The sequence below is a fragment of the Sphingobium sp. RS1 genome (genome assembly GCF_056156825.1).
Window position 1 is genome coordinate 2,879,944 of record NZ_JBLZXE010000002.1, and the last position, 14,640, is coordinate 2,894,583.

General features: G+C 63.5%; 15 protein-coding genes. 2 read left to right on the plus strand and 13 right to left on the minus strand.

The genetic code is table 11. From position 1 onward, the window contains the following. Nucleotides 1-164 precede the first annotated feature (164 nt). The 12 genes from ACNHGR_RS15890 to ACNHGR_RS15945 all read right to left on the minus strand — a co-directional run bounded on the left by ACNHGR_RS15890 (nt 165) and on the right by ACNHGR_RS15945 (nt 11,048). Complete coding sequence (locus ACNHGR_RS15890; RefSeq protein WP_475287347.1) at nt 165-2,717, minus strand: TonB-dependent receptor; 2,553 nt, start codon at nt 2,715-2,717, stop codon at nt 165-167. Nucleotides 2,718-2,778: 61 nt separating this feature from the next. Continuing rightward, the gene (locus ACNHGR_RS15895; RefSeq protein ID WP_184269227.1) at nt 2,779-3,711 is read right to left on the minus strand and encodes a catechol 2,3-dioxygenase; all 933 of its coding nucleotides are present in this window, start codon (nt 3,709-3,711) and stop codon (nt 2,779-2,781) included. After that, complete coding sequence (locus tag ACNHGR_RS15900) at nt 3,712-4,155, minus strand: GlcG/HbpS family heme-binding protein (RefSeq protein ID WP_475287349.1); 444 nt, start codon at nt 4,153-4,155, stop codon at nt 3,712-3,714. Further along, nucleotides 4,152-4,505, minus strand: a complete 354-nt coding sequence (locus tag ACNHGR_RS15905) for a 2Fe-2S iron-sulfur cluster-binding protein (RefSeq protein WP_475287351.1) — start codon at nt 4,503-4,505, stop codon at nt 4,152-4,154. The genes ACNHGR_RS15900 and ACNHGR_RS15905 overlap by 4 nt, the downstream gene beginning before the upstream one ends. Nucleotides 4,506-4,611: 106 nt before the next feature. Beyond that, the gene (locus ACNHGR_RS15910) at nt 4,612-5,046 is read right to left on the minus strand and encodes a tautomerase family protein (RefSeq protein ID WP_475287352.1); all 435 of its coding nucleotides are present in this window, start codon (nt 5,044-5,046) and stop codon (nt 4,612-4,614) included. Between the two features lie 13 nt (nt 5,047-5,059). Then, the gene (locus tag ACNHGR_RS15915; RefSeq protein ID WP_475287354.1) at nt 5,060-5,830 is read right to left on the minus strand and encodes an SDR family oxidoreductase; all 771 of its coding nucleotides are present in this window, start codon (nt 5,828-5,830) and stop codon (nt 5,060-5,062) included. A gap of 28 nt (nt 5,831-5,858) precedes the next feature. Next, nucleotides 5,859-6,905 carry a 4-hydroxy-2-oxovalerate aldolase gene (gene dmpG, locus ACNHGR_RS15920; RefSeq protein ID WP_475287356.1) on the minus strand — a complete coding sequence of 349 codons (1,047 nt, stop codon included), beginning with the start codon at nt 6,903-6,905 and terminating at the stop codon, nt 5,859-5,861. Next, nucleotides 6,902-7,816: an acetaldehyde dehydrogenase (acetylating) gene (locus tag ACNHGR_RS15925; RefSeq protein WP_475287358.1), complete on the minus strand. Its 915-nt coding sequence runs from the start codon at nt 7,814-7,816 to the stop codon at nt 6,902-6,904. Before ACNHGR_RS15925 ends, dmpG begins: the two co-directional genes overlap by 4 nt. Further along, nucleotides 7,813-8,025, minus strand: coding sequence for a tautomerase family protein (locus ACNHGR_RS15930; RefSeq protein WP_475287360.1), 213 nt, complete (start codon nt 8,023-8,025; stop codon nt 7,813-7,815). The genes ACNHGR_RS15925 and ACNHGR_RS15930 overlap by 4 nt, the downstream gene beginning before the upstream one ends. Next, nucleotides 8,025-8,810: a fumarylacetoacetate hydrolase family protein gene (locus tag ACNHGR_RS15935; RefSeq protein WP_475287362.1), complete on the minus strand. Its 786-nt coding sequence runs from the start codon at nt 8,808-8,810 to the stop codon at nt 8,025-8,027. The genes ACNHGR_RS15930 and ACNHGR_RS15935 overlap by 1 nt, the downstream gene beginning before the upstream one ends. Continuing rightward, a complete protein-coding gene (locus ACNHGR_RS15940; protein ID WP_184269245.1) occupies nt 8,803-9,603 on the minus strand; it encodes a fumarylacetoacetate hydrolase family protein in 801 nt (266 codons plus the stop codon). Before ACNHGR_RS15940 ends, ACNHGR_RS15935 begins: the two co-directional genes overlap by 8 nt. A 2-nt stretch (nt 9,604-9,605) precedes the next feature. Further along, the gene (locus ACNHGR_RS15945) at nt 9,606-11,048 is read right to left on the minus strand and encodes a 2-hydroxymuconic semialdehyde dehydrogenase (RefSeq protein ID WP_475287363.1); all 1,443 of its coding nucleotides are present in this window, start codon (nt 11,046-11,048) and stop codon (nt 9,606-9,608) included. Between the two features lie 321 nt (nt 11,049-11,369). On the opposite strand from ACNHGR_RS15945, the gene ACNHGR_RS15950 reads away from it, so the two are divergent. Then, nucleotides 11,370-12,275 (plus strand): LysR family transcriptional regulator, encoded by a 906-nt coding sequence (locus ACNHGR_RS15950; RefSeq protein WP_184269249.1) that lies wholly within the window; start codon nt 11,370-11,372, stop codon nt 12,273-12,275. A gap of 32 nt (nt 12,276-12,307) precedes the next feature. Further along, complete coding sequence (locus ACNHGR_RS15955; protein WP_475287365.1) at nt 12,308-12,769, plus strand: hypothetical protein; 462 nt, start codon at nt 12,308-12,310, stop codon at nt 12,767-12,769. Nucleotides 12,770-12,773: 4 nt separating this feature from the next. Here the strand turns inward: ACNHGR_RS15955 and ACNHGR_RS15960 are convergent, their stop codons facing one another. Beyond that, a complete protein-coding gene (locus ACNHGR_RS15960) occupies nt 12,774-14,504 on the minus strand; it encodes a sigma 54-interacting transcriptional regulator (protein WP_475287367.1) in 1,731 nt (576 codons plus the stop codon). Nucleotides 14,505-14,640 lie beyond the last annotated feature (136 nt).

Genomic DNA, 14,640 nt, shown 5'->3' on the forward strand with positions numbered 1-14,640 from the left:
AATGGATCCCGCATCAAGCGCGGGATGACGGCGTGAGTTGTGGAGAGGGCGGCGCAAAGCGGGCAAAAAGAAAGGCCGCCCGGAGCGGATGCCTGTGCAGGGCATTGCTTCGGACGGCCTTATTACGCAGGGCTTTCAGAGAGAGTGGAGCGTCCGGTTTCCTGTCAGTTGCGGACCCGAAGGGTCAGGAACCATTCGCGCGGGCGGCTGAAGACCCCTGAATAGATGGCTTCGGCATTGGTATAGCCCGACACGACCGCGCGGCGATTGGCGATGTTGGTGACGCCGGCCTGGAGTTCATACCGCTCGTCGGGTGCGCGCCATGTGACCGATCCGTTGAAGAAGCTGCCCTTGGGTGTGGCGAGCAGTTCGGTGTTCGCCTCGTCATTATATGTCTTGCTGGCGAACGTCCAGTCGATGCGCGGCGTGAAGGAGCCGATAGTACCCACGTCGAACGTGTAGCCGGTGCCGGCCTGCGCCTGCCATTTGGGGGTGTTGACGAATTTCTCGTTGCCCGTCAGCGGCACGCCGGGCCGAATGCTCTGATATTCGGCGTCGATGTAACCAATGCTCGCGTCCAGCGTCCAGTTGCGGACCAGCGCCATGTTAACCTCTGCCTCGACGCCCCGGATGCGGCCATCGCCGCCATTGGCCGTGACCGGCGAGGAGCCGTTCTGGAAGGTCAGCTGGATGCCGTTATATTCGGTGTTGAAGGCGGCGATGTTGAGGCGCACGCGACGGTCGAACAGCTCGGATTTCAGGCCGATTTCGGTGGTGTAAGCCTTTTCCGGACCGAAGGTCGGGGCGGGCAGCTTCACGAAATTGCCGCTGGAATCGACCGTGAAGTTGGGCAGGGTCAGGCGCGTGGTCCAGCCGCCGCCCTTGTAGCCGGTGGAGTAGGAGGCATAGGCCATAACCCGTCGGTTGATGTGATATTCCGCGCCGATCCGGTAGGACACATTTTCGAACGCCATCCGGTTCTCGCCCATGGGATAGACGCGGTAGATGTCGCTGGGATCAGGCAGGACGAGGCCCGGCGGTGCCTGGGTCAGGCGCAGGCCGAAGGCATTCTCGTCGCGCTGGGTGCCGGTGAAACGCTTCTTGTCCTTCGTGTAGCGGATGCCAAGCGTCAGGCCGAGCTTATCGGGGATGACGTCGATATTATTGTGCATGAAGGCGGCGTAGGATTTGGTGTCGTAGGTGTCGTTCGACACGATCTGGATCATGCCGCCGGTGAAGGGCACGCGGTCGGCATGGCGGCCATATTCGTGGAAATAATAGCCGCCCACGACGAATTTCCAGCGATCGTCCCAGACATTGCCGACCAGTTGCAGTTCCTGGCTCAACTGGTTTTCCCAGTCGGCGAAGGTGGGCGACAGGGCCGAGAAGGGCGCGCCGCCAATGTCCGCGCCGAATTTCGACACGAGCCGGCGATAGGCGGTGATCGACTTTACCGTCAGCGCGTCGGACAGTTCATAGTCGATCTGGCCGTTGATGCCGTAATTGTCGATCTTGTTGTAATTGGCGCCGCTGGCGTAGCTGAGGTTCGGGTTGATGCTGCCGTCCGCGTTGCGGATGACGTAGCGATTGTCATAGGGCAGGTTGCTGCCGGCCTGGCTTTCCAGTGATGGCTGGGTGCCGGCGGGGGAACCGGCATTGCCCCTGATACCCTGACACAGGTCGGTGACGCCGGCGGCGGGGACGCCCGCGAGGCCCGCAACCGGCGCGTAGAAGCCGGGGTTGCCGGAGATGCATGTGTTGTAGAGCGCGACATAGGCGTTCTGGTTGACCTGCAACAGCGAGAAGGGGGTCGCCTGCTCGTCGGCGTTCAGATAGTCGCCAATCAGGCGCATGGTCAGCCGGTCATTGGGCGTGAACAGGAATTTGAGGCGCACCGCCGTCTGGTTCATGTTGCCCGACCTGGACGGCGTATCCTGTGCCGTGACCGGGAAGAGATGGGCGCCGTCGGTGTTGCTGTTGGTGGGGCCGCCCGACGCGCCGCCGGTCGCCAGCAGCCAGATCGGATTATTGCCGGTGTCGCCGGTGTAGGGGATACGGGTCTGCCAGCCGTCGCGATGCTTGGTCGAGAAGGCGAGCCCCATGTGCAGCACACCCGGTGCCAGCGGCGCCTCGATCGCGCCGCGCACGTCGATCCGGTTGTAGCGGCCGGTGGTGACCTCTCCCTTCACTTTCCACTCATCGCCCGGATCGGAGGTGACGATGTTGAGCGCGCCGCCGATCGTGTTGCGGCCGAACAATGTGCCCTGCGGCCCCTTGAGGACTTCCACCCGTTGCAGATCGAGCAGGTCGACATTGGCGCCGATGTTACGGGCGAGATAGACGTTGTCGACATAGACGCCGACGCCCGGTTCCAGATTGAAGCCAAAATCGTTCTGGCCGATGCCGCGAATATAGGTGAACAGGGTCGAGCTGGATCCTCCGAATGCGCCGGAGCTTTTGAGCGTGACGTTGGGTGCCTGTCCGCTGATGCTGGCAATGTCGGTCAGCCCCTTGGACTGCAGCGCGTCGGCGGTGACGGCGGAGATGGCGATCGGCACCTGCTGCGCGCTTTCGGAGCGCTTCTGCGCGGTGACGACGATATCCTCCAGGCCCACATTGCCGTCCTGCGGCGCGGCATCCTGGGCGTGGGCGGCCGGTGTCGTCAGGACGAGCGCCACCGCCAGCGCCGAAGCGCTGTTGAAAATCACGGACTTCATGGAAATACTCCCCTCGCTATTCTTATCGGCCACCCCACAGGGGCCGTTTTGGTTCAGCAGTTCAGGTCAGGACGTTGAGGAAACTCTCGCGCGGCGTGTTATCCTGCGAGAAGGTCGCCTTACCCAGCTGGGACGTGTCCCAGATGAGCGTGGGCGTATCGGGATAATGGACATAGCCCCCGGTGAAGACCTCGTTCCGGTTGCCGGACGGATCGAAGAAATAGATGGTGGCGCCGCGCGTCACGCCATGGCGGTTCACCGACACGTCCACCGGAATCTCATATTTGCCGATCAGGTCGCCAGCGTGGAACAGGTCGTTCACCGAATCCAGCAGGAAGGAGACATGGTGGAACTTGCTCTCCTCCGGCTGGAGGATGAAGGCGATGTCGTGCGGCTTGTTGGAGCAGGAGAGGAAGACGGCCAGGCGCATCTCGTCGCCATGCGTCACCAGTTCCTCGCTGATGGTGAAGCCGAAGATGTTGGTGAAGATGTCGCGATTTTCGACGATGTTGGTGCCGCCCATCAGCACATGGTCGAGCCGCACGCAGCGGAAGCCGCGAATATAGCCTTCGTCGGGGATGGTGCCCGGATTGCGCGTCGGCATCCCGTTGCCGATCTTCTCCTTGTCGGCGTAGATGTGCATGACATGGCCGGACGGCAGGGTAAAGCGGATGCGTCGCCCGCTCTTGGGATAGACGCCGGCTTCGATATGCTCGACGGTAAGGCCATAGTCGGTCAGCGCCGCCGCGAACTCGTCTATCTCCTTGTCTTCGAACGTCCGGAAAGCGAAATATTCGATGCCGGGCGTATCGGATTGCTGTAGCACGACCGAATACCAGTCATGCTCGTCCGCGACCTTGTAATAGAGCTTGTCGGGGTCACCCTTATACGTCTCGATCAGGCCCATGCGCTCGCCATAATGGCGATGCGATTCCTTCAGATCGAACACGCGGACGCAGACTTCGCCAACACGGAGCAGTCCTCTAATCGCCATTCACACTCTCCCGGAATTCTCATGCGCGACCGCTGCCAAGACGTAGGTCGCAATATCTTCATCTTCTTCGTCGCTACCGCCTGACACACCGATCGCCCCGGCAAGTCGACCGTCGATCAGGATCGGAAGGCCGCCCGGCACCTCGGTCAGGCGTGGCCGACGCAGCAGGCCGTCTCGCACCGCGCGCGGGCTGGCTTCCAGCAATACGCCGAAGCCGCGCGTCGTCATGCCGAAGCTGGCGGCGGTATAGGCCTTGTCGATGGCAAGTTCGCCTGAACTCAGGAACGATCCCGGCATCCGCAGGAAACCCGCCAGATTACCTGCGCCATCGACGATGCCGATATTGACGCAGATGCTGATCGCGTCCGCTCGCTCCCGCGCAGCCGATAGCAGCCGCTCGATCGTTTCGACCGTGGGCGCAGCGATGGCGGTCGCCAAGCTCATGCCGCTCGCTCTATGATCACCGCCGTGCCGGTCGCGCGCGGCATCGGCTCCAGCCGGATATCGCTGCGCGGAAAAGTGCGGCAGGACAGGAGGCTCCCCGCCAGCTCGTCGGCGATACTCACTACAGCCCGGTTCATATGCCCCGTGGTGAAACGACCCGACAGAATGCGTACGCGGCAGACGCCGCAACCGCCACTGCGGCAACCTACGGCCAGTGCGCGATGGCCCGCTGCCATCATCGCCGCCAGCAGGCTCTGGTCGGCGCGGCATGGAAAGCGGACATCGCTACCGGCAATCTCGATCGAGAAGACGGTCGCCGCGCCATCCTTCTTGTCGTCCCGCCTTTCCATCGGTCCTCTCGCTCCAGACTGGTCTTGTTTTTTACTGGCATAACCAGGTTATGAATTACCGACAAATACCCTTTGGGCTAATGGATGATGCCCAATCCGTATCACCCTATGCCGAAATGCCTGCCCGCAGCGCCTTTTCGGTATCACGCGCCTGGCTCGCGGGCACGCCGCCGATGCTCCAGAACGCCGGCGCAATCTCCACGACCGTGCCCCTGATGGTCGCGCGGTCACAGCACAGATGCCGTTCAATCAGATCGGTGAAACCGGCCAGCAAGGCCTGCAACTGCTCAACCGGACGCCCCTCCAGTGACAGGCAGGTGAAATAGGGGGCAGCCGTTCCCCCCAGGCTGACGAGCCGTCCGCCGGTCGCGAAATGTTCCGCCGGAACAGGCGAGACGAAAGCCCTGACGCGCTCGATCGGTCGAGGGTCGAGCGTGGGATAGAGCGTATCGACGTAGAAGGTCGATGCCTCCTCCAGCAGCGCAGCGATCGCCGCATCGGGATAATGGTCAGCGACCAGATGGAACTGAACGATGGGCATGGCGCATCTCCTGTCAGGGCAAGCCGCGACGGCGACCGGCGTCGAGCATCAGCGACGCACCGGCCATCGCGTCGGCTTCTTCATCCAGCAGCATCGCGATCCCCCAGGCGACCTGTTCAGGCGTGGTGAGCGCGCCAATGGCGGACTCGCCACGCATCGCGTCCAGTTCTGATTCGACGGAAGAGCCATTATCCGCGGCCCGTGCATTTGCGACCCGATGCAGCCGCTCGGTGTCGGCGGGACCGGGCGCGACCAGATGCGCCGTCACGCCATCGCCGCCATAGGCCCAACTCATCTGCCGCACCAGATTGGCGAGCGCGGCGTTGGCGACACCGGCGGTCGCGGCATAGGCGGTCGGCTCGAACCCGTAATGGCCACCGATCGCGACCAGCCGACTGTGGCGACGCAGACGTGCCTCGACTGCGCGAACCAGCCGGACGAAGCCGCCGACCTTGATATTGCAGGCTTCCACCAGCGCATCGGTCGGCGCGGTGCGAATGCCGCCGGCCACGGGAACGCCGGGCGCATGGATGACCATCGCGACGGGACGGTCGAGCCGCTCCTTCAGCATGCCGATCGCGGCATCGGTCGAAAAATCAGCCACGACCGGCAATACCACCGATCCGCCATGCCGCTCGACCAGCCTGTTCAGCGGCGCGATGGACCGCGCGAGGGCAATCACATGTTTGCGGCGCGCGACCAGCTTTGCCACGATCGCGGCACCCAAGGCTCCGCTGGCGCCGACCACGACAACATGCTCGGCGAAATCGTCCGGTTGGGACATCTGTTCTTCCTCGATCAGCAGCGCACGTTCAGGCCGAAATCAGCCCGCGCTCCTTGGCCATGGTCAGCGCCGTATCCTCGATCATGTCTTCCTGACCGCCGATCATCTTGAGGCGCCCAAGTTCCACCAGCAGATCGCGTGCCGGCAGGCCATATTTGCGTTCGCAGTCCTTGGCTGCGTAGAGGAAGGTCGAATAGACGCCGGCATAGCCCAGGGTCAGGCTGTCCCGGTCGGCGCGGGGCGGTTTGGCCATCATTGGCAGCACCTTGTCCTCCGCCACGTCCATCAGGCGGAAGGTATCGACGCCGGTCTCCACGCCCATCCGCTCGCAAACGGCGGCGAACACCTCCAGCGGCGTGTTGCCCGCGCCTGCGCCAAAGCCGGCGGCAGACCCGTCTATGCGGCTGGCGCCCGCCGCGATGGCGGCCAGCGAGTTGGCGACGCCCATGCCGAGATTATGGTGACCATGGAAACCGATCTCGGTGTCCGACTGGAGCGCTTGCTTCAGAGCGGCAACGCGGGCGGTGACATGTTCGGGCAGCATATAGCCCGCGCTGTCCACGCAATAGACGGTGGTCGCGCCATAGCTTTCCATCAGCAGCGCCTGTTCGACCAGCGTCTCTATACCGGTCATATGCGCCATCATCAGGAAGCCGACTGTGTCGAGGCCAAGTTTGCGGCCAAGGCCGATATGCTGTTCGGTCACGTCTGCTTCGGTGCAGTGCGAGGCGACATGCACGCAACCCGCGCCGCAGTCGGCGGCCATGCGCAGTTCGTCCAGCGTACCGATGCCGGGGACGTGCAGCACCGAAACGGTCGCATTCTTCATCCGCGATGCGACGGCGCTGATATACTCCCGGTCGCTATGCGCGCCCCGGCCATAGTTGAGCGAGGAACCGCCCAGCCCGTCGCCATGCGTGACCTGCAACAATGGCACGCCCGCCGCATCCAGCCCGGTCGAGATCTCGACCATCTGCTCGACGCTGATCTGGTGCCGCATCGAGTGCATGCCGTCGCGCAGGCACATGTCATGCAGCTTGACCTTGCGGCCCTTGACCTCTGCGCTCGTCGTCATGCTGCTGCCTCCACGGCCAGATTGAGTTTTCCTGCGAGTATTTCCCGCCCGAACATCTCGCCGGTACGTGCGGCGGACGCGGTCATGATGTCGAGATTGCCGGCATATTTGGGCAGGAAGTCACCCAGCCCCTCGACCTCCAGGAAGATCGAGACCTTGCGTCCCTCGAAGGTCGGGCCGTTCTTGAGGCGGTAGCCGGGGACATAATTCTGGACCTGCGCGATCATGTCATGGACCGATTTCGTGATCGCCTCGCGGTCCGGCTCCTCGGCAGTTTCGCAATAGACGGTGTCGCGCATCATCAGCGGCGGCTCGGCGGGGTTAACAACTACGATCGCCTTGCCCTTCGCCGCGCCGCCGACCTTCTCGATCGCGCCGGAGGTGGTGCGGGTGAATTCGTCGATATTCTTGCGGGTGCCCGGTCCGATCGATTTCGAGGCCACCGTCGCGATGATCTCGGCATAGTCGACCGGCTGGATGCGGGCGACGGCGTTGACCATCGGGATCGTTGCCTGCCCCGCGCAGGTTACCATGTTGACGTTGGCAGCGGCGGCCTGCGCCAGCGCGGCGAGGTTCACCGGGGGCACGCAAAGCGGGCCGATCGCGGCCGGCGTCAGGTCGATCATGAGGACGCCCAGCGCATTCAGCTTGCGGCTGTTTTCCGCATGGACATAGGCCGATGTGGCGTCGAAGGCGATCTGGACGCCGTCCGCTACGACATGGGGCAGCATGCCGTCCACGCCCTGATCGGTGGTCTTGAGGCCCAGGTCACGGGCGCGGGCCAGGCCTTCGGACGTGGGATCGACACCCACCATCCACACTGGCTCCAGCACGTCGGAGCGCAGCAGTTTGTAGAGCAGGTCGGTGCCGATATTGCCCGGCCCGATAATCGCACATTTTACTTTCGTCATGACGGTTCGTCCTGCTTCTGCTGCTCGCGCTCGGCAAAGGTCACGCCAGCGACGGCATAATGATCGAGCGGGGTTTCGTTGAGGATCACCCGCACCTGTTCGGGCCGCACCTCGAAGCTTTCGATTGCGGCATTGGTCAGCGCCCGGATCAGCGCGCGTTTCTTTTCCGGCGACCGGCCCTCGCCGATCACGACAGAGATGATTGGCATCAGCTTACCCTCATGTTGATGCTGCCCATGTCCTGATAGCGGGCGCAGATGCTGTCGCCCGGCTTGATCGGTACCGCTTCGGTTGCGGCGCCGGTCAGCACGATGGCGCCGGCAGGCAGGATCTGGCCCCGGCCGTGCAGCCAACCGACTAGCATCTGGATTGCGCGCGCCGGATGGCCCAGCACCGCGCCGGAGCAGGCAAGGGCGACCTGTTCGCCATTGATTTCCAGCACGATGCCGATCGTGGCGGGATCGACATCGGTTGGCCGCCGCATCCGACCGCCCAGCACGAAGCGGGCGCTGGAGCCATTGTCGGCGACGACGCTGGGCAGGTCGAATTTGAACTTCTCGAACCGGCTGTCGAGGATTTCGATCGCTGGCTGGATGAAGTCGGTGGCGGCGTGAACCTGTTCGATGGTCACGTCCGGCCCGGCGAGGTCGGTGCCGATGATATAGGCGATTTCCGCTTCGACACGCGGGTGGATAAGGCCCGTGGTCGGGATGACGCCGCCCTCCATGTCGCAGGTGTCGCGCATGAGAAGGCCGAAACTCGGCACGGTGACCCCCATCTGCACCATCTTGGCGCGGGAGGTGAGCCCCGCCTTGTAGCCGATCAGCGTGCGGCCCCGCGCCTGCCAGCGGCGCAGACATTCGTCCTGCACGGCATAGCCATCGTCCACGGTCATGGCGGGATAATCGTCGGTCAGTTTCGCGATGGTGTGGCCGTTCGACTGCGCGCCATCCACGCGATCAGCGAGGTCTGCGACGGCGGTTGCATCAAGCATGGGCGGTCCTCCGTCCGAATGTCAGCTTGCAGTCGCCGATGCCGCCGATCCGCATGGCGATTTCGTCGCCTTCCTCGACCGGGAACATGGGCCCGAGCGCACCGGACAGGATCACCTCGCCGGCAAGGAAAGGCATGTCTAGCCGGCCCAGCGTATTGGCGAGCCACGCAACGGCATTGGCCGGCGAGCCCTGCACCGCCGCGCCGACGCCGACCGCGACCTGCTCGCCATTGCGCTCCGCCCACATGCCGGCCAGCGCGAGGTCCACGTCTCGCGGGTCGATCTTCTCGGACCCCAGCGCGTAGACGCCGCAGGAGGCATTGTCGGCAACCGTGTCCTGTATCTTGATGTCCCAGCCGGTGATGCGGCTGTCGACGATTTCGAAACAGGCCCGGACATGGTCGGTCGCGGCGAGCACGTCCGCCGCCGTGACGCCGGGCCCCTTGAGGTCGCGCTTTAAAACGAAGGCGATTTCCGCTTCGGCCTTGGGCTGGATCAGCGCGTCCATGGGGACGGTCGCGCCGTCGTCATAGGCCATGGCGGAGGTGAGGATGCCGAAGTCGGGCTCGAACACGCCGATGGCGTTCTGCACCGCCCTGGACGTGACGCCGATCTTCTTGCCGACGACCGTTTCGCCCGCCGCGATGCGCCGTTCGATCATGCGGGCCTGAATATGATAGGCGTCCACGATGGTGATACCCGGCACGCGATCCCGCAGATTCGGAACGGTCGTGCCGGCGACCAGCGCTTCGTAGAGTTCGTCGCCATGATAGCGGATGGCTGCGCTGTCCATGGTCACAGCTTCACGCAGATATTGCGCAGTTCGGTGTAGAATTCGAGGGAGTGGACCCCGCCCTCCCGACCGATACCGCTATGTTTCGTGCCGCCAAAGGGCGTACGCAGGTCGCGCAGGAACCAGCTGTTCACCCAGGTAATGCCCACGTCGATCTCCGCCGCGACCCGATGTGCGCGCGACAGGTCGGTCGTGAAGATCGAGGTGGAAAGGCCATAGTCGGTGGCGTTGGCGACCGTGATCGCCTCCTCCTCCGTATCGAACGGGCGGATGTGGCAGCAGGGGCCGAAAATCTCCTCGTTCCAGACGGCGGCGCCGTCGGGCAGTCCGGTCCAGATCGTCGGCTGCACCCAATGGCCGCCGGCAAGCTCTTCGGACATGGTTGGCACGCCACCGCCCGTCACCACCGTCGCGCCCTCGGCCACGGCCTTGGCGTAGTAGGACAGCACCTTTTCGCGATGCTCTGCCGAAATGAGCGGGCCGATGCTGGTGCCATGCTTCAGGCTTTCGGCCTTGGCCTTCAGCCCCGCGACGAGCTTGTCGAACAGCGGCCGTTCAACCAGTACCCGTTCGGTGCCGAGGCACACCTGCCCGCAATTAAGGAAAACCGAGCGCCCCAGCGCCTCCAGCGTGACGTCCAGGTCAGCGTCGGCGAAGACGATCGCGCTGTTCTTGCCGCCCAGCTCGAACGATACGTCGCGCAGGCCATGCGCCGCCGCCTGCATGATCGCGGTGCCAGTGCGCGTCTCGCCGGTGAAGGTGATTGCGTCGACACCCGGATGCTGGGTGAGGTAGCCGCCCGCGCTGTCCGGACCGAAGCCGTGGACGACATTATACACGCCCTTGGGCACGCCCGCGTCGTTCATCACCTCGCCCAGTAGAGTCGCGGTGCCCGGCGTTTCTTCCGAGGGCTTGACGATGACACTGTTGCCGCAGGCGAGCGCCGGGGCGACCTTCCACGTCATCAGCAGCAGCGGCGCATTCCACGGGCAGATGATGCCGACCACGCCCTTGGGCTTGCGGATCGAATAGTTGAGCGCGCCGCGACCGTCCGGCGTGGGGGTCTGGAAGCTTTCGGTCGCGACATTTTTCACGACGTCGGCGAAAATCTTGAAGTTCGCGGCCCCGCGCGGAATGAAGGCATGTTCCATCATCGACTTGGGCTGGCCGGTGTCGGCCATCTCGGCCTCGACGAAATCATCAAAGCGCTTCGTGATGCCGTCCGCGACGGCGCGCATCAGGTCGGAACGGTCATCGACCGTCAGCTTGCCCCATGGACCTTTAAGCGCCGCACGAGCAGCCTGCACCGCCGCGTCGATTTCCGCGCGACCACCTTCGTGCACTGTGCCGACCAGCGAACCGTCGCTGGGGCGGATCTTGGGGAAGCTCTTGCCAGACGTCCCCCCGGTGAAGGCGCCGTCGATGAAATGCTGGAACTGGGTCAACTCGTCCTCTCCGCTTCGTTGGGATCCTGTCTAACGGGCTTGAGCGAAACCCAATAATACTGTTTTATGCCTTTGGAGATACCTGACAGGCATATCTCGACAGTATCACCCACATCCGTTCGTGCTGAGTAGGGACTGAGCGTTTCTAAGGCCCGTTTCGAAGCGTCCAGCGCCGTGCCTGATCCTTCGATACGTTTAGCAGGTCGGATCATCCCCCGGATGATCCTGAAACGTCTGGGGGACGTTTCACCTGCTAAATTCGACGGGCTCAATGGCTACTCGGGACGAGCGGAGTGGGGGACAAAAAGAGAGGTCAAACCCATGTTCGCGAACCGCATCGACATCCGGCATCTGCGCTATTTCGTCGCCACCGTGCAGCATGACAGCATCCGCGCCGCTGCGCAGGAACTCAACCTGTCGCAACCGCCCCTGACGCGCCAGATCCAGTATCTTGAGGAAGTGCTGGGCGTGCCGCTGCTGGTGCGCAAGCGCCATGGCGTAGAGCCGACCCCGGCGGGGCAGGCGCTCTATACCGAGGCGGTCAATATCCTGAATCTGGTGGAGCAGGCCTGTGCCACCACCCAGCTGATCGGACAGGGCGCGCTCGGGCGATTGGACGTGGGCGTGTTCGGCTCCGCCGTGCTCGACATCGTGCCGCGCATCGTGCTCGATTTCCGCAAGCGCTACCCCAATGTGGAGGTGGTGCTGCACAATATGGACCGCGAGACGCAGGTGAAGGCCTTGCAGGAACGGCGCATTGCCATCGGCTTCAACCGTTTTTTCCTGGAATATCCCGACCTTGCCTGGGAAACGGTGGTGCATGAGTCGATGATTATCGCCATGCCGCGCCATCATCGGCTGGCGGAGCGGGAAAGCGTGACGCTGGCCGACCTCGCCGGCGAGCCGATGATCTTCTACCCCCGCGCCACCGCGCCGGGCGGCTTCTCCAACTTCCTGCTGCGGGCCTTCCACGACCTGAATATCGAACCGAAGATCATCCAGACGGTCGAGGATGTCGTCACCGCCGTCGCCTTCGTATCGAGCGGCGTGGGGCTGGCGGCGGCGGTGGAATCGGCGCGGTCGCTGCAACTGCCCGATGTGGTCTATGTGCCGCTGGCGGAGGATGACGGGCCGGCGGCGTTTGACCTCTGCATGATCTACCGGTCGGATGACCAGTCGCCGCTGATCGAGGGGTTCCGGCAGGCGGTTAAGGTGGTGACGGGGTGACGCAGCCTTTGGGAAACGGCTAAGACAGCTAAATGAAACTGTTCGTCTTATTGCTGACACTCATGTCAGCTTCCGTTGCGCCATCAGAAGCATTGCGCCGCGAACATATTATGGACGGTATCGAAAAACAGGCGAAGCTGCCCGATGGCGCTTTCCCATATTCCGAATATGGTCGGAACTATACCTATCTGAAAGATGGGAAAGTAATGGGCGTCTATCTGATCCCACCCAAACCATCCGACCCAGACGAGGGTTGCTCGGCGATTGGGGATGATGACAAACTGGAACCATGTTCGGCGCAGGACCTGAAAGAGATTGCCGATATGGAAAGGCAATTGATTGAATCGCAAGCCAAAGCGAACGAGCGCCGATGGTTTGTGTCAGTGGATCAAGATTTCCCGGGCATCAACGATGGGGGCTGTAGCCAGGTCACGATCATCTATGATGTGGCATCGGACAAAATATTGACAACCGAGTGCAATGGGTCGGTATGATCGGCTAACCCCGTCCCTTCTTCCAATATTGCACCTGCGCCCGCGTCATGCCCAGCGCACTCGCTGCCGCGCTGATATTGCCGCCGCTTCGCTCCAGCGCCGCCGCGATCAGGCGGTCCGTCACCTCCTGCTGGCTGAGGCCGCTCTCCAGCAGCAGCACGCCAATGTCCGCCCCTGCATCCCGTCGCCCCTCGCGGAAGCGCTGCGCCACGAAGTCGCGGAACGGGTCAGGCCGGAAGCCGCTCTGCCCGCCCGGCGCGGCATTGCCAACGCCCAGAGTCAGATGATGGACGCCGATCGCCTCGCCCGCATCCGCCAGGATGATGCCGCGCTCGATCAGATTTTCCATCTCGCGGATATTCCCCGGCCAGCCATAATCGTGGAACAGCCGGATCACCTCCGCATCGAAGCGCAACCCTTCGCGGCCATGCCGCCGGCTCAGCCGCCCCAGGAAATGATTGGCCAGCACGGGGATATCCGCCCGCCGGTCACGCAGCGGCGGGATATAGACGGGGAAGGGGCTGAGGCGGTGGAACAGGTCGGCGCGGAATGTCCCCGCCTCCACCTCCGCGCGCAGGTCCGCATTGGTCGCGGCGATCAGACGGACGTCGGCGCGCAGCGTCTTCGCGCCGCCGACTCGCTCATATTCCCCCTCTTGCAACACGCGCAACAGCTTGCCCTGCGCCGCCAGCGACAATGTGCCTATCTCGTCCAGGAACAGCGTGCCGCCCGCCGCCCGCTCGAACCGGCCGGAGCGGGTCGCGACTGCGCCGGTGAAAGCGCCCTTCTCCACGCCGAACAGTTCGGCCTCCAGCAGCGTTTCGGGGATGGCGGCGCAGTTGACCGCGATCAGGTCGCGGTCGGCGCGACGGCTGCGCTTGTGCAGTTCGCGCGCGAACACTTCCTTGCCGACGCCGCTTTCGCCCAGGAACAGGACCGGGGCCAGTGTCGGCGCGACCTTGTCGACCAGATGCAGCACGGTGTTGAAGCCCGCCGACGCGCCGACGATCGCCCGCGCGCCAATCTGAAGGTCCGCGTCCACTGGCGGCGCGGCGTTCGGCGCGACCGGGCGGTGGCTGTAGGTGTCGGCGCGGAACCAGCGCAGTTCTGCGTCCGCGTCAGGCCATTCGTCCGCCGGCCGCCCGACGAGGTAGCAGCGATCATGCCCCATCGCGATGCATTCCAGTTCGCGGAACACCATCGGCCGGCCGAAGAAGGTGGAGGCGTAGCCGGACGCATAGCCCGCCTGCTGCCACCCCGCCGGATGCGCGCCGATGCCCATTTCGTGAAGGTGCGACTGGCACTCCGCAGAGTTGTGCCAGACATATTCGCCGTAAAAATGCCCCGCCTGAAAATCCGCCTCGAACGCCAGCTCCTCGACGCGGACGGCGCCCTTGAGCGCATGGAATTGCGGGCCGGCACGATAGACCTGATCGATGCCGGCATCCTTGCGCAGTTGTTGCGCGAGTTCCGCGTCCGCCGCGCCGATGCCATAGCCGATACGGGACATGGCGCCGCGCGCGCGTTCATATCCAAGGGCGTGGATGAGTTCGCGACGCAGGATCCCGAAGCCGATATCGTCCACCAGCAACATCCGCCGGTCGCCGAGCCGGATTTCGGCACGGGCAGGATCGAAATGAAAGCTGTCGAGCAGGTCGGCAAGATCGGACGGTTCGACGAGGGTGGCTGCACCTTCGTGAAAGGCTCGGGTCAAGCCGGTGGGTTTGGCAGGCATGGCCGCTCCAGTGTGTAGAATATTCTGCAATCATGAGCGGGATATCGATAAAATTCAACAGGCACGGCAGATTATCGCCTCACCTTCATTCGCCCTGAACCTGTTGAAGAGCTGAACTTTCTTTCGCAGTTTCAAG

Excerpts from the sequence above, each read along its gene's own strand:
- ACNHGR_RS15915 (WP_475287354.1), bottom strand. The coding sequence starts at position 5,830 with ATGTCCCAACCGGACGATTTCGCCGAGCATGTTGTCGTGGTCGGCGCC.
- ACNHGR_RS15900 (WP_475287349.1), bottom strand. The coding sequence starts at position 4,155 with ATGAGCTTGGCGACCGCCATCGCTGCGCCCACGGTCGAAACGATCGAG.
- ACNHGR_RS15955 (WP_475287365.1), top strand. The coding sequence starts at position 12,308 with ATGAAACTGTTCGTCTTATTGCTGACACTCATGTCAGCTTCCGTTGCG.
- ACNHGR_RS15940 (WP_184269245.1), bottom strand. The coding sequence starts at position 9,603 with ATGGACAGCGCAGCCATCCGCTATCATGGCGACGAACTCTACGAAGCG.
- ACNHGR_RS15910 (WP_475287352.1), bottom strand. The coding sequence starts at position 5,046 with ATGCCCATCGTTCAGTTCCATCTGGTCGCTGACCATTATCCCGATGCG.
- ACNHGR_RS15935 (WP_475287362.1), bottom strand. The coding sequence starts at position 8,810 with ATGCTTGATGCAACCGCCGTCGCAGACCTCGCTGATCGCGTGGATGGC.
- ACNHGR_RS15905 (WP_475287351.1), bottom strand. The coding sequence starts at position 4,505 with ATGGAAAGGCGGGACGACAAGAAGGATGGCGCGGCGACCGTCTTCTCG.
- ACNHGR_RS15925 (WP_475287358.1), bottom strand. The coding sequence starts at position 7,816 with ATGACGAAAGTAAAATGTGCGATTATCGGGCCGGGCAATATCGGCACC.
- ACNHGR_RS15960 (WP_475287367.1), bottom strand. The coding sequence starts at position 14,504 with ATGCCTGCCAAACCCACCGGCTTGACCCGAGCCTTTCACGAAGGTGCA.
- ACNHGR_RS15895 (WP_184269227.1), bottom strand. The coding sequence starts at position 3,711 with ATGGCGATTAGAGGACTGCTCCGTGTTGGCGAAGTCTGCGTCCGCGTG.
- ACNHGR_RS15930 (WP_475287360.1), bottom strand. The coding sequence starts at position 8,025 with ATGCCAATCATCTCTGTCGTGATCGGCGAGGGCCGGTCGCCGGAAAAG.
- ACNHGR_RS15950 (WP_184269249.1), top strand. The coding sequence starts at position 11,370 with ATGTTCGCGAACCGCATCGACATCCGGCATCTGCGCTATTTCGTCGCC.
- dmpG (WP_475287356.1), bottom strand. The coding sequence starts at position 6,905 with ATGACGACGAGCGCAGAGGTCAAGGGCCGCAAGGTCAAGCTGCATGAC.
- ACNHGR_RS15890 (WP_475287347.1), bottom strand. The coding sequence starts at position 2,717 with ATGAAGTCCGTGATTTTCAACAGCGCTTCGGCGCTGGCGGTGGCGCTC.